This is a genomic window from Streptococcus vulneris (assembly GCF_019218685.1).
GTDB classification, from domain to species: Bacteria; Bacillota; Bacilli; order Lactobacillales; family Streptococcaceae; genus Streptococcus; species Streptococcus vulneris.
Window position 1 is genome coordinate 70,198 of record NZ_JAHUZC010000009.1, and the last position, 19,433, is coordinate 89,630.

At 42.5% G+C, this 19,433-nt stretch carries 19 protein-coding genes; 12 read left to right on the top strand and 7 right to left on the bottom strand.

The window, feature by feature from the left end:
- Positions 1–37: 37 nt before the first annotated feature.
- The 12 genes from metE to dtd all read left to right on the top strand — a co-directional run bounded on the left by metE (position 38) and on the right by dtd (position 15,176).
- Positions 38–2,287 carry a 5-methyltetrahydropteroyltriglutamate--homocysteine S-methyltransferase gene (metE, locus tag KUA57_RS07085; RefSeq protein WP_218493949.1) on the top strand — a complete coding sequence of 750 codons (2,250 nt, stop codon included), beginning with the start codon at positions 38–40 and terminating at the stop codon, positions 2,285–2,287.
- 103 nt (positions 2,288–2,390) lie between these two features.
- Positions 2,391–3,257 carry a methylenetetrahydrofolate reductase [NAD(P)H] gene (metF, locus tag KUA57_RS07090; RefSeq protein WP_218493950.1) on the top strand — a complete coding sequence of 289 codons (867 nt, stop codon included), beginning with the start codon at positions 2,391–2,393 and terminating at the stop codon, positions 3,255–3,257.
- A 671-nt stretch (positions 3,258–3,928) separates the two neighbouring features.
- Positions 3,929–6,142: a polyribonucleotide nucleotidyltransferase gene (gene pnp, locus KUA57_RS07095; RefSeq protein ID WP_218493951.1), complete on the top strand. Its 2,214-nt coding sequence runs from the start codon at positions 3,929–3,931 to the stop codon at positions 6,140–6,142.
- A gap of 15 nt (positions 6,143–6,157) precedes the next feature.
- Positions 6,158–6,775 (top strand): serine O-acetyltransferase, encoded by a 618-nt coding sequence (gene cysE, locus KUA57_RS07100; RefSeq protein WP_061864328.1) that lies wholly within the window; start codon positions 6,158–6,160, stop codon positions 6,773–6,775.
- Positions 6,776–6,786: 11 nt separating this feature from the next.
- Entirely contained in the window at positions 6,787–7,671 is an 885-nt protein-coding gene (locus KUA57_RS07105) for a GNAT family N-acetyltransferase (RefSeq protein WP_125447879.1), read from the top strand.
- Between the two features lie 301 nt (positions 7,672–7,972).
- Entirely contained in the window at positions 7,973–8,518 is a 546-nt protein-coding gene (locus KUA57_RS07110; protein WP_218493952.1) for a dihydrofolate reductase family protein, read from the top strand.
- Positions 8,511–9,854: a cysteine--tRNA ligase gene (gene cysS / locus KUA57_RS07115; RefSeq protein ID WP_218493953.1), complete on the top strand. Its 1,344-nt coding sequence runs from the start codon at positions 8,511–8,513 to the stop codon at positions 9,852–9,854. Before KUA57_RS07110 ends, cysS begins: the two co-directional genes overlap by 8 nt.
- Positions 9,847–10,233 (top strand): Mini-ribonuclease 3, encoded by a 387-nt coding sequence (locus tag KUA57_RS07120; RefSeq protein WP_000567926.1) that lies wholly within the window; start codon positions 9,847–9,849, stop codon positions 10,231–10,233. The genes cysS and KUA57_RS07120 overlap by 8 nt, the downstream gene beginning before the upstream one ends.
- Before the next feature lie 2 nt (positions 10,234–10,235).
- Entirely contained in the window at positions 10,236–11,105 is an 870-nt protein-coding gene (locus KUA57_RS07125) for a helix-turn-helix domain-containing protein (protein ID WP_061864325.1), read from the top strand.
- A gap of 112 nt (positions 11,106–11,217) precedes the next feature.
- A complete protein-coding gene (locus KUA57_RS07130) occupies positions 11,218–12,348 on the top strand; it encodes an ABC transporter ATP-binding protein (RefSeq protein ID WP_125447881.1) in 1,131 nt (376 codons plus the stop codon).
- A 132-nt stretch (positions 12,349–12,480) separates the two neighbouring features.
- Positions 12,481–14,703: a RelA/SpoT family protein gene (locus KUA57_RS07135; RefSeq protein ID WP_218493954.1), complete on the top strand. Its 2,223-nt coding sequence runs from the start codon at positions 12,481–12,483 to the stop codon at positions 14,701–14,703.
- A 29-nt stretch (positions 14,704–14,732) separates the two neighbouring features.
- The gene (gene dtd, locus KUA57_RS07140) at positions 14,733–15,176 is read left to right on the top strand and encodes a D-aminoacyl-tRNA deacylase (RefSeq protein ID WP_049552187.1); all 444 of its coding nucleotides are present in this window, start codon (positions 14,733–14,735) and stop codon (positions 15,174–15,176) included.
- Between the two features lie 38 nt (positions 15,177–15,214).
- Here dtd and KUA57_RS07145 read toward each other — a convergent pair whose 3' ends face one another.
- From KUA57_RS07145 to psaA, 7 genes are all read right to left on the bottom strand, one after another.
- The gene (locus KUA57_RS07145) at positions 15,215–15,628 is read right to left on the bottom strand and encodes a hypothetical protein (RefSeq protein WP_125416137.1); all 414 of its coding nucleotides are present in this window, start codon (positions 15,626–15,628) and stop codon (positions 15,215–15,217) included.
- An 18-nt stretch (positions 15,629–15,646) separates the two neighbouring features.
- Complete coding sequence (locus tag KUA57_RS07150) at positions 15,647–16,060, bottom strand: hypothetical protein (RefSeq protein WP_125416135.1); 414 nt, start codon at positions 16,058–16,060, stop codon at positions 15,647–15,649.
- A 129-nt stretch (positions 16,061–16,189) separates the two neighbouring features.
- Positions 16,190–16,897 carry a nicotinamide mononucleotide transporter gene (locus KUA57_RS07155; RefSeq protein WP_180364271.1) on the bottom strand — a complete coding sequence of 236 codons (708 nt, stop codon included), beginning with the start codon at positions 16,895–16,897 and terminating at the stop codon, positions 16,190–16,192.
- Positions 16,854–17,036 carry a hypothetical protein gene (locus KUA57_RS09720; RefSeq protein WP_042898761.1) on the bottom strand — a complete coding sequence of 61 codons (183 nt, stop codon included), beginning with the start codon at positions 17,034–17,036 and terminating at the stop codon, positions 16,854–16,856. The genes KUA57_RS07155 and KUA57_RS09720 overlap by 44 nt, the downstream gene beginning before the upstream one ends.
- Positions 17,017–17,667: a metal-dependent transcriptional regulator gene (locus KUA57_RS07160; RefSeq protein WP_004263083.1), complete on the bottom strand. Its 651-nt coding sequence runs from the start codon at positions 17,665–17,667 to the stop codon at positions 17,017–17,019. Before KUA57_RS07160 ends, KUA57_RS09720 begins: the two co-directional genes overlap by 20 nt.
- A 78-nt stretch (positions 17,668–17,745) precedes the next feature.
- Positions 17,746–18,240, bottom strand: coding sequence for a thiol peroxidase (tpx, locus tag KUA57_RS07165; protein ID WP_033682328.1), 495 nt, complete (start codon positions 18,238–18,240; stop codon positions 17,746–17,748).
- A 236-nt stretch (positions 18,241–18,476) separates the two neighbouring features.
- Complete coding sequence (psaA, locus tag KUA57_RS07170; RefSeq protein WP_033682181.1) at positions 18,477–19,406, bottom strand: metal ABC transporter substrate-binding lipoprotein/adhesin PsaA; 930 nt, start codon at positions 19,404–19,406, stop codon at positions 18,477–18,479.
- Between the last annotated feature and the right edge of the window lie 27 nt (positions 19,407–19,433).

A 19,433-nucleotide genomic window follows, 5' to 3' on the forward strand; every position in this document is an offset into this window, starting at 1 on the left:
TAAGATAGTTTCAACAACAAATTTTGGAGGACACATCATGTCAACTACAATCATCGGTTTCCCTCGTTTGGGCGAATTCCGCGAATTAAAATTTACAACTGAAAAATACTTTAGAAAAGAAATCTCAGAAGAAGAACTCTTGGCAGCCGCAAAAGACTTGCGTGCGAAACACTGGAACATTGTCAAAGAAAAAGGCATCACTGAAATTCCATCAAATGACTTTTCTCACTATGACAACTTCCTAGATGCAGCATTCCTTTTCAACGTGGTACCTGCTTCAGTTCAAAACTTGGACTTGTCTGACCTTGAGCGCTACTTCGCTTTGGGTCGTGGTTACCAAGGAGAAAAAGGGGACGTTCGCGCTCTTCCAATGAAGAAATGGTTCAACACCAACTACCACTACATCGTTCCTAAATTTGAAAAAGACACTCAAGTTAAACTTGCAGGTCACAAGATCTTCGATGAGTTCCAAGAAGCAAAAGAACTTGGATTGAACACTCGTCCTGTTCTTGTAGGTCCATTCACTTTTCTTCAATTGTCAGATTTTGAAGAAGGTGTGAAAGCAGAAGACTTCGTAGACAGCTTAGTGGCTGCTTACCAAGAAGTTTTTGCAAAATTGGCTGAACTTGGTGCGACTCGCATCCAATTGGATGAAGCGGCTCTTGTAAAAGACTTGACAGCTGAAGAAAAAGCTCTCTTCTTGAACCTCTACAACAAACTTTTGGCTGATAAGAAAGGTCTTGAAGTCTTGCTTCAAACATACTTTGGTGACGTTCGTGACGTTTACGATGACCTTGTAAACTTGCCAGTAGATGCTATCGGTCTTGATTTCGTTGAAGGTAAGAAAACTCTTGAATTGGTTAAAGGTGGCTTCCCAGCTGACAAGACTCTCTACGCAGGTATTGTCAATGGTAAAAACATCTGGCGTAATAACTACGAAAAGAGCTTGGCTGTTCTTGAGCAAATCCCAGCTGAAAACATCGTTTTGACTAGCTCATGCTCACTTCTTCATGTGCCATTTACAACAGCTAATGAAGAATTTGAACCAGCTATCTTGAACCACTTTGCCTTTGCAGTTGAAAAATTAGATGAGATCCGTGATTTGGATGCTATCCGCAATGGTCAAGGTGAAGAAGCACTTGCAGCCAACAAAGAACTCTTTGCGAATGAGCGTGTTGGTGAAAATGCTGAACTTCGTGCGCGTATCGCTGGTTTGACTGATGCAGACTACACTCGTTTGCCAGCATTTGCTGAACGTGAAGCTATCCAAGAAGAAGCTTTCAAACTTCCAGCTCTTCCAACAACAACTATCGGTTCATTCCCTCAAACAAAAGAAGTTCGTGCTAAACGTTTGGCTTACCGTAAAGGTGAATTGTCTCAAGAAGAGTACGATGCTTTCCTTGCTGAAACGATCGATGAATGGATCAAATGGCAAGAAGATATCGACTTTGATGTCCTTGTTCACGGTGAGTTCGAGCGTAATGACATGGTTGAGTACTTCGGTCAAAACTTGTCAGGTTACCTCTTCTCTAAAAATGGTTGGGTACAATCATACGGTATGCGTGGAGTTAAACCACCAATCATCTGGGGTGATGTCACTCGTCTCAACCCAATCACTGTTAAATGGTCTAGCTATGCACAAAGCCGTACAAACAAACCTGTTAAAGGTATGTTGACTGGACCTGTTACCATCCTCAACTGGTCATTCCCACGTGAAGACATCTCTATCAAGGATTCTACTCTTCAAATCGCCCTTGCTATCAAGGATGAAGTTCTTGACCTTGAAGCTGCTGGCGTGAAGATCATCCAAATCGATGAGGCTGCTCTTCGTGAAAAATTGCCACTCCGTCGTAGCGACTGGTACGAAGACTACCTTGACTGGGCAATTCCTGCCTTCCGCTTGGTACACTCAACAGTAGCGCCAGACACACAAATCCACACTCACATGTGTTACTCAGAATTTACAGATATCATCCCAGCTATCGACAACATGGATGCGGACGTTATTTCCTTTGAAGCTAGCCGTTCAAACCTTGAAATCTTGGACGAACTCAAAGCGAAAAACTTCCAAACAGAAGTGGGACCTGGGGTTTACGATATCCACTCACCTCGTGTGCCAAATGAAGGTGAAATCGACAATACAATCGAAGCCATCCTTGCTAAAGTGCCAAGCAAGAAAGTTTGGATTAACCCTGACTGTGGTTTGAAAACACGTGGTATTCCAGAAACAAAAGAAAGCTTGATCCGCCTTGTTGAAGCAGCTAAAGCTGCGCGTGAGAAATTGTAAGATAAGGATTTCTCAAGAAGCGCTGTTTGGTCAATCTGCCTGTTTCACTTGGATTCTAGGAATCCAGCTAACGAAAAAAATCAACTAGAAAAGGATAATGACTATGTCGCGCCAAACACCGTCACTCTCATTTGAAGTGTTCCCTCCCAACCCAGCCGTGGGTAATGATAAAATTATTTCTGCTCTTCAAGATATGCAGGAGTTGGCTCCCCACTTTATCAGTGTAACTGCCAGCAATAATAAATTTAATATCAAGGAAACGACGGTTCGTTTGGCTGACTTTATCCAAAATGACTTGACGATTCCGACTATTGCCCACTTGCCAGCCATCTATTTGACTAAGGACAAGGTGGCTGAAACCATTGCTGACTTGGACAAGGTTGGGGTACAGAAAATCTTGGCATTGCGTGGGGATATTATCCCTGATGTGGAGCCGCAAAAGGATTTCCGCTATGCAACTGACTTGATTGAGTTCATCAAGGAACAAGCCCCTCACTTTGATATTGTTGGTGCTTGTTATCCAGAAGGGCATCCAGATTCACCCAATCAGATTTCAGATATTCAAAATCTTAAGAAGAAAGTAGATGCAGGCTGTTCGAGCCTTGTAACTCAGCTTTTCTTTGACAATGAGCGCTTCTATGATTTCCAAGACAAGTGCATCTTGGCTGGGATTGATGTTCCCATTCATGCAGGGATTATGCCAATTCTGAATCGAAATCAGGCTCTCCGCCTCTTGAAGACTTGTGAGAATATCCATCTTCCACGCAAATTTAAAGCCATCTTAGACAAGTATGAGCATGACCCTGAGTCGCTCAGAGCAGCAGGACTTGCCTATGCAGTGGACCAAATCGTGGACTTGGTAACTCAGGATGTTGCCGGTGTGCATCTCTACACTATGAACAATGCTGAAACAGCAAAATACATCCACCAAGCAACACATGCCTTGTTTAATCACCAGTCTCTCGGATAATAAAAAGCAAACCATTCTTCTCAGGTGAGGAGAATGGTTCCTTTTTAATGGTAAAGACCGCACTTTTTAAGAAAAATATGATAAAATAGACTCTGTACGTACTTGATACAAAGATGAGGGTATTTAGGTTGTAGAAGTTTGTTTAAAGTTGATTATTTTTTAAACAAAATCTGATAATGTGTGTCTCAAAAAACACGAACGGAGTGAGTATTTAAAAGATATTTCATGCTATAGTGGTATCTTAGATAATAACAATGTTATTATCTAAGATGGGATTTTTGAAAGTAAAATAGTTTGGGGAACTATTTTAGCATGAGCATAGAAATAAAAAGGCGAAGTACTCAATAATTAATATTGGAAATCCAGGGAAATATCAAAAAGATTCTTAATTGAATTTTGGCCTCATTTCTTAGGAAAAAAGATAAGCTTCTTAGCACTCGTCAAGTGTGGCGTCACCTTCCTATTTTTCTACAGAAATGTTCTGCAAGCCGAACCGTCCAAAATATATTGAGTAACTGAACACGCCTACAACTCTGTGGAAAAAGATAAATCTACCTAGGAGCAGTCGCTCCGTCGTTCGATTTCCTATTTTCCTTTGAGTTGCTTTACGGCTTAGTATCTTGATTTTTGTAGGCAAGGCGTATAATTTCATCAATCCAAAGGGGATTAAAATGACAAAACAAGTGTTTCAAACGACTTTTGCGGGTCGTGAGTTAATTGTAGAGACTGGTCAGGTTGCTAAGCAGGCAAATGGTTCTGTTGTCGTGCGTTACGGTGAGTCAACTGTCTTGACTGCGGCCGTTATGTCTAAGAAAATGGCAACTGGGGATTTCTTCCCCCTTCAAGTCAACTATGAAGAAAAAATGTATGCGGCCGGGAAGTTTCCTGGTGGCTTTATGAAACGTGAAGGACGTCCTTCAACGGATGCGACTTTGACAGCGCGTTTGATTGACCGTCCAATCCGTCCTATGTTTGCGGAAGGTTTCCGTAATGAAGTACAAGTCATCAACACAGTTCTTTCTTATGATGGAAATGCATCTGCACCAATGGCAGCTATGTTTGGTTCATCCTTGGCGCTTTCTGTTTCAGATATTCCATTTGACGGCCCAATCGCTGGGGTGCAAGTGGGCTATGTAGATGGTCAAATCATCATCAACCCAACTCAAGAACAAGCAGAGCGTTCGCTTCTTGAATTGACAGTAGCAGGAACTAAACACGCCATCAACATGGTAGAGTCTGGTGCCAAAGAATTGTCAGAAGAAATCATGCTGGAAGCGCTCCTTAAAGGGCACGAAGCGGTCAAAGAATTGATTGCCTTCCAAGAAGAAATCGTTGCAGCAGTCGGTAAGGAAAAGGCTGAAGTAGAATTGCTTCATGTGGACGCTGACTTGCAAGCTGAAATTATCGCAGCCTACAACAGCGACCTCCAAAAAGCGGTCCAAGTAGAAGAAAAATTGGCTCGTGAAGCTGCAACTCAAGCAGTTAAGGACCAAGTTATTGCCGTTTACGAAGAAAAATATGCGGACCACGAAGAATTTGACCGTATCATGCGTGATGTGGCTGAAATCTTGGAACAAATGGAACACGCAGAAGTGCGTCGTTTGATCACAGAAGATAAGGTGCGTCCTGACGGCCGTAAGGTCGATGAAATCCGTCCTTTGGATGCGGTTGTTGACTTCCTTCCTCGTGTGCATGGATCAGGTCTCTTCACTCGTGGTCAAACTCAAGCCCTTTCAGTCTTGACCTTGGCACCGATGGGGGAAACTCAAATCATCGATGGTTTGGATCCTGAGTACAAGAAACGCTTTATGCACCACTATAACTTCCCACAATACTCTGTAGGGGAAACTGGTCGTTACGGTGCGCCAGGTCGTCGTGAAATTGGTCACGGGGCTCTGGGTGAGCGTGCCCTTGCTCAAGTCTTGCCAAGTTTGGAAGAATTCCCATATGCTATTCGTCTAGTAGCAGAAGTTTTGGAATCAAACGGTTCTTCTTCTCAAGCCTCTATCTGTGCGGGAACTCTTGCTCTTATGGCTGGTGGTGTGCCAATCAAGGCGCCAGTAGCAGGGATTGCCATGGGACTTATCTCAGATGGAAATAACTACACAGTATTGACAGATATCCAAGGTCTGGAAGACCACTTTGGAGATATGGACTTCAAGGTTGCAGGTACTCGTGACGGTATTACAGCCCTTCAAATGGATATCAAGATTCAAGGAATCACTGCAGAAATCTTGACAGAGGCTCTTGCCCAAGCCAAGAAAGCTCGTTTTGAAATCCTTGATGTGATTGAAGCAACCATTCCAGAAGTTCGACCAGAATTGGCACCAACTGCTCCGAAAATTGACACTATCAAGATTGATGTTGACAAGATCAAGATTGTCATCGGTAAGGGTGGAGAAACCATCGACAAGATTATCGCTGAAACAGGCGTTAAGATTGATATCGATGAAGAAGGAAATGTGTCTATCTACTCTAGCGATCAAGATGCTATTAACCGTGCCAAAGAAATCATTGCTGGTTTGGTTCGTGAAGCTAAAGTGGATGAAGTTTACCATGCTAAGGTTGTTCGTATCGAGAAATTTGGTGCCTTTGTCAACCTCTTTGACAAGACAGATGCCCTCGTTCACATTTCGGAAATGGCTTGGACTCGTACTAATAATGTCGAAGACTTGGTAGCTATCGGAGACGAAGTCGATGTTAAGGTTATCAAGATTGATGAAAAAGGACGTGTGGATGCTTCTATGAAAGCCCTTCTTCCTCGTCCTCCAAAACCTGAACGTGATGAAAAAGGCGAAAAGTCTGAGAGACCTCACCGCCCACGTCATCACAAGGACCACAAACCTAAGAAAGAATTTACAGAAACACCAAAAGATTCAGAATAAGAAAAGGAGAAATGTATGGGATGGTGGCGCGAAACCATTGATATCGTAAAAGAAAATGATCCAGCGGCCCGCACCACTTTGGAGGTTTTGCTGACTTATCCAGGTGTCAAGGCCTTGGCGGCCCACCGTCTCTCGCATTTTCTCTGGAAGCATGGCTTCAAACTACTGGCTCGTATGCACAGTCAGTTCTGGCGCTTTTGGACTCAGATTGAGATTCATCCAGGTGCCCAGATTGATTCAGGTGTCTTTATCGACCACGGTTCTAGTCTGGTGATTGGGGAAACAGCGATTGTTGAAAAAGGTGTTCTCCTTTATCACGGAGTGACTCTTGGGGGAACAGGAAAAGACTGTGGCAAACGCCATCCTACCGTTCGCAAAGGAGCGCTTATATCCGCTCATGCCCAAGTTATCGGACCAGTGGAAATCGGCGAAAATGCTAAAGTCGGTGCCGCTGCGGTCGTTGTGGCAGATGTTCCTAGCGATGTAACGGTTGTCGGTATTCCTGCTAAGATTGTCCGTGTTCATGGTAAGAAGGATGAGCCAGTCATTCACGAGGTCGAAGAAAAACGAGAGTACTACGTCAATAAACTCGAGCAGGCTAAAGAAGCCAGTCACAGATCGTCGGGGTTGTAGAGGATAGCTATATGATTCAAGCAAGAAACAAGTTAAGTCAAGAGGAGTTATCTGAGGCGAAAAAACTAATTAACTGTTGCCAAAACTATGACGGTACCTATCGTGATCCCTATCTTTCTAACATGCTTAATTTTGACCCAAACATGCCCGCCTTTTTCCTTTATTATGAAAAAGGCGAACTTGTTGGTTTATTAACTGTCTATGCAGATGACCAAGATGTGGAAGTGACGATACTGGTTCATCCAGGTCATCGCCATCAGGGGATTGCGCGGGCTTTGTATAGAAGTTTTGAGAAAGAAACGGCATCTTATCCAATTGAGTCTGTGACTTTTCAGACAGAGCGTGTTTTTCTAGACCGCCATCCTGATTTTGCCAGCAACTGGGGATTGGTCGAGGACGAGGATACAGAAATCTGGTTAGGTAAGGATAGAAGACCTTATCCGTTAGAAAAGCTTTCCAATCTTGAAGTTTTGTTAGCAGATAGTTCGTATCAGGAGCAAATTAGTCAGTTGAAATTTCAGGCATTTTCAGAGGAACATGAATCTAGAGAAGTTGTGGATAGATATGTCGCTGAAGCTCTGAAAGATCCAGAAAGTCGCCTATATATTTTGTTAAAAGACGATCAGGTTATTGGAACTTGCACGGTTGATTTATCGAGCGATACGAATTACTTCTACGGTTTAGCAATATCTGAACCTGAACGTGGAAAAGGCTATGGAAGCTACTTAGCAAAATCCCTTGTCAACCAACTAATTGAGCAAAATGATAAGGAATTTCAGATTGCAGTGGAAGATAGCAATGTAGGTGCCAAACGCTTGTATGAAAAAATTGGCTTTGTCAAACAGACTCAGGTGGTTTATCTGAATGAGAAAGGAGCAAGGGATTCCGAAGTGTAGAGACATTCGGACTGAAATTCAATTGAACTCTTAGTGATGAAACTAACTGTTCTCGGATTTTAGTTTTCTTGACTATTACTTTATGATTAAAATCTAAGACACCTTGAGCCGTAAGTAGACAGGAGAGGCGCTTGAATGTTTAAGAATGAACAGTTCTGCTGCAGATTGGAATTGCTGTTTACTGTCTTATTTTTCTTGTCCAGTAAGTATTTTGCTGAATATTTTGATTATCTTAGGTCTAATCATCTGGGTCTATCCCGCTAAGTGAAGGCGAAGCAGAACTAGAAAGGAAACTACAAGAATGGCAGTATATTTTTACGGCTGTATCACCATGGATGGCTACTTGGCAGACAGCCAGCACAGGATAGACTGGCTGCATCAGCTTGGTTCTGTAGAGGATACAGGCTATGATGACTTTTACAGGCAAATGGATATCACCATCATGGGCAAGCGGACCTTTGAGGAAATCCAAGATTTGCAAGATGTAGAAAGTTTTTATCAAGCTACTGAAAACTATGTCTTTACGCATGATAGGCACCTACCTGTCAGCAATTACCAGCCAGTAGCTAGGGATGTGGTGGACTTTGTTCACCAGATTGATAAAGGTAAAAATGTCTTTGTGGTTGGTGGTAATTCCTTGGTAGGACCGCTCTTGGATGCGGATCTTTTCGACCACCTCATTATTCAGATAGCGCCCCTTATCCTGGGAAAGGGGGTTCCCCTCTTTACCCAAGAGGAAGGGCAACGCTTTTACCAACTGGATAGACTCAGACAATTTGGCCCTTTTGCAGAGCTGGTTTTCAGCCGAAAAGTCAGAAATAGAGAAGGGAGTGGACCGCATGATTAAAATCTATGACACCATGTCTCGTGATTTGCGAGGATTTGTCCCAATCGAGGACGGCAAAGTCAGTATGTACGTTTGTGGGCCAACAGTTTATAACTATATCCACGTGGGCAATGCCCGTTCGACAGTAGCTTTTGATACGATTCGTCGTTATTTTGAGTACCGTGGGTATGAGGTTGCCTACATTTCCAATTTTACGGATGTAGATGATAAGATTATCAACCGTGCCAAGGAAGAAGGAATCACACCTCAGGAGGTTGCGGACAAGTACATCGCTGCCTTTCGTGAGGATGTGACGGCCTTGGGAGTGAAACCTGCGACCCGCCATCCGCGTGTGGTGGAGTTTATGGCTGATATTATCCGCTTTGTGGAAGACTTGATTGAAAAAGGCTTTGCCTATGAGAGTCAAGGGGATGTCTATTTCCGTGTGGAAAAATCACACAACTATGCCAAGTTGGCCAATAAAACCTTGGAAGATTTGGAGCTGGGTGCTTCAGGTCGTACCGATGAAGAAACGGCTCGTAAGGAAAATCCTGTGGACTTTGCCCTATGGAAAACTGCCAAATCAGGCGAGATTTCTTGGGACAGTCCTTGGGGACCTGGTCGTCCGGGCTGGCACATCGAGTGTTCAGTCATGTCGACAGAGATTTTAGGTGATACCATTGATATTCACGGCGGTGGAGCCGACCTAGAGTTTCCTCATCACACCAATGAAATTGCCCAGTCTGAAGCCAAAACAGGTAAGACTTTCGCCAACTATTGGATGCATAATGGCTTTGTCAATATCGACAATGTCAAGATGTCCAAGTCCTTGGGGAACTTTATCACAGTGCACGATGCCCTCAAAACCATTGATGGGCAAGTGCTTCGTTTCTTCTTTGCAACTCAACATTACCGCAAGCCTATCAACTTTACGGAAAAAGCAGTGCGTGATGCCGAGACCAATCTCAAGTATTTGAAGAACACTTATGAGCAACCATTTACAGGAAAAGTGGATGTCAAAGAGTTACAAACCTTTAAAGACAAGTTTGTAGCAGCTATGGATGAAGATTTTAACGCTGCCAACGGTATCACAGTTGTTTTTGAAATGGCCAAATGGATTAACTCAGGTAACTATGATGCAAGTGTTAAGGAAGCTCTTGCGGATATGTTAGAAGTCTTTGGAATTGTCTTTGTTGAGGAAGTTTTGGATGCAGACATTGAAGCCTTGATCCAAAAACGCCAAGAAGCGCGTGCCAATCGTGACTTTGCGACAGCAGACCAAATCCGTGACCAATTGGCTGCTCAAGGGATTAGGCTCCTTGACACCAAAGATGGAGTGAGGTGGACACGTGATTGATGTCAATCTCATTAACGGGATTGCGTTAGCTTTTGAGGGGGACGCGGTGTATTCTATGTATATTCGTCGTCACCTCATCCTCAAAGGTATGACGAAACCCAATAAACTCCATCAAGAAGCGACCAAGTATGTTTCAGCCAAGGCTCAGGCTCGTTTGATTTCCCTCATGTTGGAGGAGCAGGTCCTGACGGAAAAAGAAGAAGAAATCTACAAACGTGGTCGCAATACCAATAGTCACACCAAGGCTAAAAATGCTGATGTAGTGACTTACCGTATGTCCACAGGTTTTGAAGCAGTCATGGGCTATCTCCATATGACTGAAAATCTAGAACGTCTTGAGAGCTTGATTTCGTGGTGCATCCAAAAAGTGGAGGAGTAGAAATGCTTGCAAAAGAACTACAAGACTGGTTTCCCGAGGCTCAGATTTCAGACCAACCAGTAGAGAAAGAGGGCCATCTCACCCTCCCTTTAGCTTCTCAGCAGTGGATTTTGCTGGAGGAAGCTGGGCTCAGTGAGCGTGAAAAGCAGTTGGTTGCCCTTTTGACCCAGCAGGAGCAGGCTCGTTCGCTCAATCCTTGGTATTCTTTTTTGATTGAGGGGAAGGGACAGGCACCACAAGCTTTTAAAAAGATTCAGTTGGTTTATTGCCATCTTTCCTATTTTCAGCAGGAAAATCTAGCCTCTTGGTTAGACATGATGCGAACTCTTTTTCCTAACTGTCAGACGGTGCTTCAGGTCGGAGCTCAGGATTATGTTTTCGTGCTTCAACAAGATAGGTACAGCTCTGTTCGCTCAATCTTATCTGATACGATTGAGGCAGTTGAGTATGACTTTGGCCTTCGTCTGTCTATCATGTTGGGGCAGGTTTGGTCTCAGACTGGGCATCAATCTCTGTCAGACTTAATCAAAGCGGAGCGGGATTTGTTTAAGACTTGGTGGCGTCAGGGTCACCAAGGTGTTCATACGTTTTCTCAGCTCTATCTTTGGAGTATGGGAGAAAGACTCGTGGACTTGAAGGCAATCAAGGAATGCCTGCACCAGATGATTTTGGATCAAGATCAGATTCAGGAAATCATTCTTTCTCTTTGGGAAAATAGTGCTGTCTTAACTAAAACAGCCCAGCAACTCTATCTGCACCGCAATTCTCTCCAATACAAGATTGATAAATGGGAAGAATTGACAGGCCTTCAGTTGAAGGAGTTGACCGACCTAACCTTGTGTTATCAGTTGATTTTACCAGATATTTTATAAAGTTTTGTGCAAGTTGCACAGAACTTTTTTATTTTTTTGGTCACCTTGCCATAGAAAAGTAAAGCGTTTTCATCTATAATAAAACTATCAAAAGACAAAAGGAGTTCACCTCATGGTAGAATTGAATCTTAAAAACATTTACAAAAAATATCCAAACAGCGAACACTATTCAGTTGAAGACTTCAACTTGGACATCAAAGACAAAGAATTTATCGTTTTCGTAGGTCCTTCAGGATGTGGTAAATCAACAACTCTTCGTATGATTGCTGGTCTTGAAGATATCACAGAAGGAACTGCATCTATCGATGGCGTGGTTGTCAACGACGTCGCTCCAAAAGACCGTGACATCGCCATGGTATTCCAAAACTACGCTCTTTACCCACACATGACTGTTTATGACAACATGGCTTTCGGTTTGAAATTGCGTAAATACAGCAAGGAAGACATCGACAAACGTGTGCAAGAAGCAGCTGCAATCCTTGGCTTGAAAGAATTCTTGGATCGTAAACCAGCTGACCTTTCAGGTGGTCAACGTCAACGTGTTGCCATGGGTCGTGCGATTGTCCGTGATGCAAAAGTATTCTTGATGGACGAGCCTTTGTCAAACTTGGATGCAAAACTTCGTGTATCTATGCGTGCTGAAATTGCGAAAATCCACCGTCGTATCGGAGCTACAACTATCTACGTAACTCACGACCAAACAGAAGCGATGACACTTGCAGACCGTATCGTTATCATGTCAGCAACTAAGAACCCTGCTGGTACAGGTACTATCGGACGTGTTGAACAAATCGGTACTCCTCAAGAAGTTTACAAAAACCCAGTTAATAAATTCGTAGCAGGATTCATCGGAAGCCCAGCTATGAACTTCATCAACGTAAAATTGATCGGTGACCACATCGTTGGTGACGCCTTTAACTTGAAAGTTCCAGAAGGAGCATTGAAAGTTCTTCGTGAAAAAGGCTACGAAGGTAAAGAATTGATCTTCGGTATCCGTCCAGAAGATGTGAATGCAGAACCTGCTTTCCTTGAAACATTCCCAGAATCAGTTGTCAAAGCTACTATCTCAGTATCAGAATTGCTTGGTTCAGAATCTCACCTTTACTGCCAAGTTGGTAAAGATGAATTTGTTGCCAAAGTTGATGCTCGTGACTACTTGCAAACAGGTGCAACAGTTGAACTTGGATTTGACTTGAACAAAGCACACTTCTTCGATGTAGAAACTGAAAAAACAGTCTACTAAGATAAATGAAACTCAAAACACTGCTAGAAATCTGGCAGTGTTTTTTGAGATGTGGATTGATTGAGAGGGAATTTTCTAGTTTTCATATTCTTAAAAAAGTGATAAAATGGTAGGAAGAATTGGAGAGTAGAGATGCCGAAAGAAGTGAATTTAACAGGCGATGAAGTTGTCGCTTTAACGCAGAAATATTTATCGGAAGAAGATGTGGCTTTTGTCCATAAGGCCTTGGTATATGCGGTGGAATGCCACAGTGGCCAGTATCGCAAATCTGGCGAACCTTACATTATTCACCCTATCCAAGTGGCAGGTATTTTAGCCAAGCTCAAGCTGGATGCTGTAACGGTTGCTTGTGGTTTCTTGCATGATGTGGTGGAAGATACTGATGCGACCTTGGACGATTTGGAAAGAGAGTTTGGTCCTGATGTGCGGGTAATCGTAGATGGGGTTACTAAGCTTGGTAAGGTCGAGTACAAATCAATTGAGGAGCAATTAGCGGAAAACCATCGCAAGATGCTCATGGCCATGTCTGAGGACATCCGTGTTATTTTGGTTAAACTGTCTGACCGCTTACACAATATGCGGACCCTGAAACATCTTCGAAAAGACAAGCAGGAGCGTATTTCCAAAGAAACTATGGAAATCTATGCGCCGCTTGCTCACCGTCTGGGGATTTCTAGCGTCAAATGGGAACTGGAAGACCTATCTTTCCGTTATCTCAACCCAACGGAGTTTTACAAGATTACCCATATGATGAAGGAAAAACGCAGAGAGCGTGAAGCCTTGGTGGATGAGGTGGTCACAAAATTAGAGGAATATACGACGGATCGTCACTTGAAAGGGAAGATTTACGGTCGTCCTAAGCATATTTACTCGATTTTCCGCAAAATGCAGGATAAGAGAAAACGTTTTGAGGAAATCTATGACCTGATTGCCATTCGCTGTATTTTAGATACCCAAAGTGATGTTTATGCCATGCTTGGTTATGTGCATGAACTTTGGAAACCAATGCCAGGTCGTTTCAAAGACTATATCGCTAACCGCAAGGCCAATGGTTATCAGTCTATCCATACGACTGTCTATGGGCCAAAAGGGCCGATTGAATTCCAGATTCGGACCAAGGAAATGCACGAGGTGGCTGAGTACGGTGTTGCGGCTCACTGGGCTTATAAGAAAGGTATTAAGGGGCAGGTTAACAGCAAGGAATCAGCCATTGGAATGAACTGGATCAAAGAGATGATGGAGCTCCAAGATCAGGCTGATGATGCTAAGGAATTTGTGGATTCTGTTAAGGAAAACTATCTGGCTGAGGAGATTTACGTCTTTACCCCAGATGGAGCTGTCCGTTCCCTTCCAAAAGATTCAGGACCGATTGACTTTGCCTATGAAATCCATACAAAAGTTGGGGAAAAAGCAACTGGTGCCAAGGTCAACGGTCGTATGGTTCCACTTACAACTAAGCTCAAGACAGGGGATCAGGTTGAAATTGTCACCAATCCTAACTCCTTTGGGCCAAGCCGTGACTGGCTCAATATGGTCAAGACCAGCAAGGCGCGTAACAAGATTCGTCAGTTCTTTAAAAACCAAGACAAGGAATTATCTGTCAACAAGGGCCGTGAAATGCTGATGGCTCAGTTCCAAGAAAACGGCTATGTAGCTAATAAATTCATGGACAAGCGTCACATGGACCAAGTTTTGCAAAAGACTAGCTACAAGACAGAAGAATCCCTTTTTGCGGCCATTGGTTTTGGAGAAATCGGTGCTATTACCGTCTTTAACCGTCTGACTGAAAAGGAACGCCGTGAGGAAGAACGTGCCAAGGCCAAGGCTGAAGCAGAAGAACTTGTCAAAGGTGGCGAGATCAAGGTTGAAAATAAAGAAACCCTCAAGGTAAAGCATGAGGGTGGTGTGGTCATTGAAGGTGCATCAGGCCTCTTAGTGCGGATTGCTAAGTGTTGTAATCCTGTTCCTGGTGACGATATTGTTGGTTATATTACCAAGGGTCGTGGTGTAGCTATTCACCGTGTGGATTGTATGAACCTGCGTGCCCAAGAAAACTACGAGCAACGTCTCCTTGATGTGGAGTGGGAAGACCAGTATTCTAGCTCAAATAAGGAGTATATGGCTCATATCGATATTTATGGCCTCAACCGTACAGGACTGTTGAACGATGTACTGCAAGTTCTTTCAAACACAACCAAGAATATTTCAACGGTCAATGCTCAACCAACCAAGGATATGAAGTTTGCTAATATCCATGTGTCCTTTGGCATTGCCAATCTCTCGACGCTGACCACGGTCGTGGACAAGATTAAGAGTGTGCCAGAAGTTTATTCTGTCAAACGAACCAATGGCTAATTGTCCTAGCTCTTACTAGAAAGGCTATTATGAAAATCATTATCCAACGGGTTAAAAAAGCCCAAGTGAGTATCGAAGGTCAGGTTCAGGGAAAAATCAATCAGGGGCTCCTATTGCTGGTTGGTGTTGGACCAGAGGACCAAGAGGAAGATTTGGACTATGCTGTGAGAAAGCTTGTCAACATGCGGATTTTTTCAGACGCAGAAGGCAAGATGAACCTGTCTGTCAAAGATATTGAAGGAGAAATCCTCTCTATTTCTCAGTTTACCCTCTTTGCGGATACTAAGAAAGGCAATCGTCCAGCCTTTACAGGTGCAGCCAAGCCTGATATGGCATCAGACTTCTATGATGCATTCAATAAAAAATTAGCGCAAGAAGTACCCGTTCAGACAGGCATCTTTGGAGCGGATATGCAGGTTGAACTGGTCAATGACGGTCCAGTTACCATTATCCTTGATACTAAAAATAGATAAGAAAGACCAAGCCCAGTCGGCTTGGTTTTTCTTATCTATCACAAAATACTCCAAAATGAAATCGGTTCCTGATATGCCTTGGGGAAATCTCTTTTCAGGCTTTGGATTATGCGGTAGGAGAAGATGAGGTGTCCTAAGATTAGGAGAGTTCCCTGAAGGAAAAGTGGCATACCACTTAAACATATCAAGGAGAGAATTATCAAGATATCCCATAGAATGATTTGTAAGGCAAAACGCCAGAATCTGAGTCTAATCTGGGAATAGAGTTGACTAAAGTGGTCACAAAGTTGGTTGGAAAGATAGGTCAATAGCACAGGATGAAAGAAAATGAGCCAACCGCTATAAATCAAAATCCAGTCCCAAGTAAGCCCCCCTTTAAATGTCAAAAGTGCAAGCATAATTCCATCTATGATAAGGAGTTGAATGGTTTTGATGGAGATGATTTTTTTCATGCTAAAACCTCCTTTTCCTTAGAGACACTTCCATAAAGAGATATGTTTGTCGTAAAAGTCTGGATAGTGTTCTCTTAGGTAGTCAGCCGTCATATAATATAAAGTAGAATGGCAAGCAGTGATGATTGGCATAAGAGAGTAAAAACGCTGAGAACTAATGAAGGCTAAGAGGACAAAAAATAGAAAATCAATGGAGAGAACCCCTAAATAGTAGAAGCGAATCTTTTTATTGATTTGAGGATAAATCTCAGCGAATTGATGTTTGAGTCGGACGACCAAGCGAAATAGTAGTAGACTCTGAGCAAGGAGGAAAATAAAACCAGAGAGCAAGAGCCAGTCCAAAGATGTCTCGGGTCTTTTGCTAAAAAATGCCAATAGTAGCAAATCGATAACTGCAATTGCTACGAAATGGAGTCTAAAGAGATTTTTCATAAGATGACCTCCCTCTTTTATCTAGCTTCATTCTACTCCAAAAGAATGGGAGTTACAAGTGAAATGATAAAAATAGCAGAAGGGAGATTCTCTTAAGTCGACTTGTTTTTTTATTTAAGTTTTCTTCTATTACCTAACTTCTTCATCATTCCAGACAAATAAAGCTCCGATTGCATTGAGGATATAAAAGATGTATTTTCCGATATTGGCAAAGTTTCCTTGAATACCAGCTTTTGTCAGCTGAACGAAATTGTAAATCAACCAGAAGCCCCACTGTGTTGTTAGTTTCAATGCGTTAAAAGCATTGGCAATGAGGGACAGTGCAAAGGCAATAGTTGTTACGTAGGCAAGGAGATTCATCTTGCCACCATAGCCGATATAGTTGGTCGCAAAGGCAAAGAGGAAGGCGATGATTGAAATGATGATGGCCGCTAATTTTACCTGTTTTTGGCTCATTTGGTTGGGTCTGCCTTCTTGCGAAGCTTCCCATTTCTTAATAGCAAAGGTATAAATGAGGAAGGTGACGGGATAGGTAATGATAGCTGCCTTATTTCCAAGGATATAATCAATAGCACCGGACAAAATGGTATTAACAATACCAAAGTAATTTCCCCATTTGCTTAATTTTCCCGTGAAACGAGTGGATAACATGGAAATCCCAACGTTGGTTACGGAAATCAATCCAAAGGGTACAAGTGCTGTCCATGGTCCCCAGTCTACAAATTTATCGAGGCGGGAGTTGAGGTAACCAGATGCAATCGCAATCCCAACGACCAAAGCAACGCCGAAGAGGTCAAACCATTTGGATGTCGCAAAAATTTTTAGTGATTTTTTCATAGGTTAAACTATCTTTCTTTTTTTTTACAAATATTCTACAACTAAATGAAAGTAAAATCAAATGATAGAAATAAAACCCTGAAAATAAAACTTTCAGGGTTGGTAGGGTGCTTGAGAAATTAGTCGATTTTTTCGACATAGAGTTGTTTGGCAATGTCCATACTTACTTGTAAATCCTCGTTTTTACTGAGGATAGTGAAGGTATTGCTAAAGCCATCAAACTGCTGGACTTGGAGTTGGTCACCGATGTGAAGTGAGTGCTTGTCCAGATAATGGAGAATGTCAAAACTATCGTGCACCCGAGTCAGGCGGTAGGCACCAGCTTCCTTGATGTCAGCTAGTGGCAGGTTATTGATTTCAACTAAGAGTTCTCCCTTGGCAGGAATAGTTCCTCCGTGAGGGCAGGTCTTGGGGAATCCAAGTAATTTTTCTAGTCTCTCCACGAATAAATCAGAGACAGTGTGTTCCAAGACTTCAGCTTCCTCGTGAATCTGGTCACTCGTATAGTCTAAATGATGGACTAGAAAAACTTCAATCAAACGGTGCTTACGATAGAGCTCAGAGACCAGTTTGAGGCCGATGTCAGTTAGTAGATAGCCGCATTCCTTGTCCTTGAGGATGAGATTTTCGCTCTTCATCCGTTTAATCATTTCAGTTACGGCAGGGGGAGAGACTTGCATACGAGCCGCAATTTCCTTGTTGGTAATCTTATGCAAATCTATGCCAATTTCATAAATACACTTTAGATAATCTTCTTTATTCGGGGTCATTCGTTTCCTCTTGTCTAATATCTTTATCTAGTATATCAAAAAAAGCTAGATTTCTCTAGCTATCTGCCACAATGGCTTCTAATTTAGTTCTTTAGCAGCTGCAATTGCGGCTTCGAAGTTTGGTTCAGAGTTGATATTGTCCACGTATTCAACGTAGCGAATAGTATTGTCAGTATCGAGGACAAAGACTGCGCGTGCCAATAAGTGCCACTCATTGATTAAGAGGGCATAATCACGTCCAAAGGAATGGTCGAAATAGTCTGAGAGCATGATGGCATTTTCAATACCTTCAGCACCACACCAACGTTTTTGGGCAAAAGGGAGGTCCATGGAAACAGTCAAGACAACCGTATTATCCAGTCCAGCCAGTTCTTCATTAAAACGACGCGTTTGAGTTGAGCAGATGCCTGTATCGATAGAAGGCACGACACTCAAGACTTTTTTCTTTCCATCAAAATCAGCCAGAGATTTTTTAGAAAGATCTGTTGTAGTGAGTGAAAAATCAAGTGCCTTGTCGCCGACTTGTAGTTGTTTACCTGTAAAGCTAACAGGATTTCCAAGGAAAGTTACCATAGGATACTCCAATCTTTTTTCTTCCATTTTAGCTGAAAAAGCTAGAATTTTCCAATTATTTGACCGGAAATATGGGAATAGAAAAAACGCCAATTCGAAAAAGAATGACGTTTTTCAGAGGCTTATACTTAATGAAAATCAAAGAGCAAACTAGGAAGCTAGCCGCAGGTTGCTCAAAGCACCGCTTTGAGGTTGCAGATAAAGCTGACGTGGTTTGAAGAGATTTTCGAAGAGTATTATTTTGCTAATCCTTCAGCAATCTTATCAAGATTGTATTTCATCATGTTGTAGTAGCTGTCGCCTTCTTTACCTTGTTCTGCGATAGAGTCAGTAAAGATTTGTGCGTAGATTGGGATGTTTGTGTCTTGTGAAACAGTCTTCATTGGACGGTCATCCACACTTGATTCTACAAAGAGGGAAGGAGTTTTTGTTTGGCGAAGTTTTTCAACCAAGGTCTTGATTTGGTCAGGTGTTCCTTCTTCTTCAGTGTTGATTTCCCAGATATAGGCACTTGGGACACCGTAGGCTTTAGAGAAGTATTTGAAGCATCCTTCGCTGGTTACAATGAGTTTTTTCTCAGCAGGGATGTTGTTAAATTTCTCCTTAGCTTCCTTATCAAGTTTGTCTAGCTTATCAGTATATTCTTTGAGATTTTTTTCGTAGAATTCCTTGTTGCTAGGGTCTTTAGCACTCAATTGTTTTGCGATATTTTTAGCAAAGATCATACCGTTCTCAAGGTTAAGCCAAGCGTGTGGGTCTTCTTTGCCTTTTTCGTTTTGACCTTCAAGGTAGATAACATCAACGCCTTCGCTGACTGCAAAGTAGTCTTTGTTTTCAGTTTTCTTAGCATTTTCTACCAATTTTGTAAACCAAGCATTGCCACCTGTTTCAAGGTTGATCCCGTTATAGAAAATCAAATCAGCTTGAGAAGTTTTCTTAACATCTTCAGGAAGTGGTTCGTATTCGTGTGGGTCTTGACCAACAGGAACGATACTGTGAAGATCAATCTTGTCACCAGCAATATTTTTAGTAATATCAGCGATGATTGAGTTTGTAGCAACAACTTTTAGTTTTTGACCAGAAGCTGCATCTTTTTTTCCGCTAGCACATGCTACGAGAACAATGGCGGAAAGAAAAAGAACCAACAATGTACCTAATTTTTTCATTAGATCCTCCAATTTATTGGGGCTTTA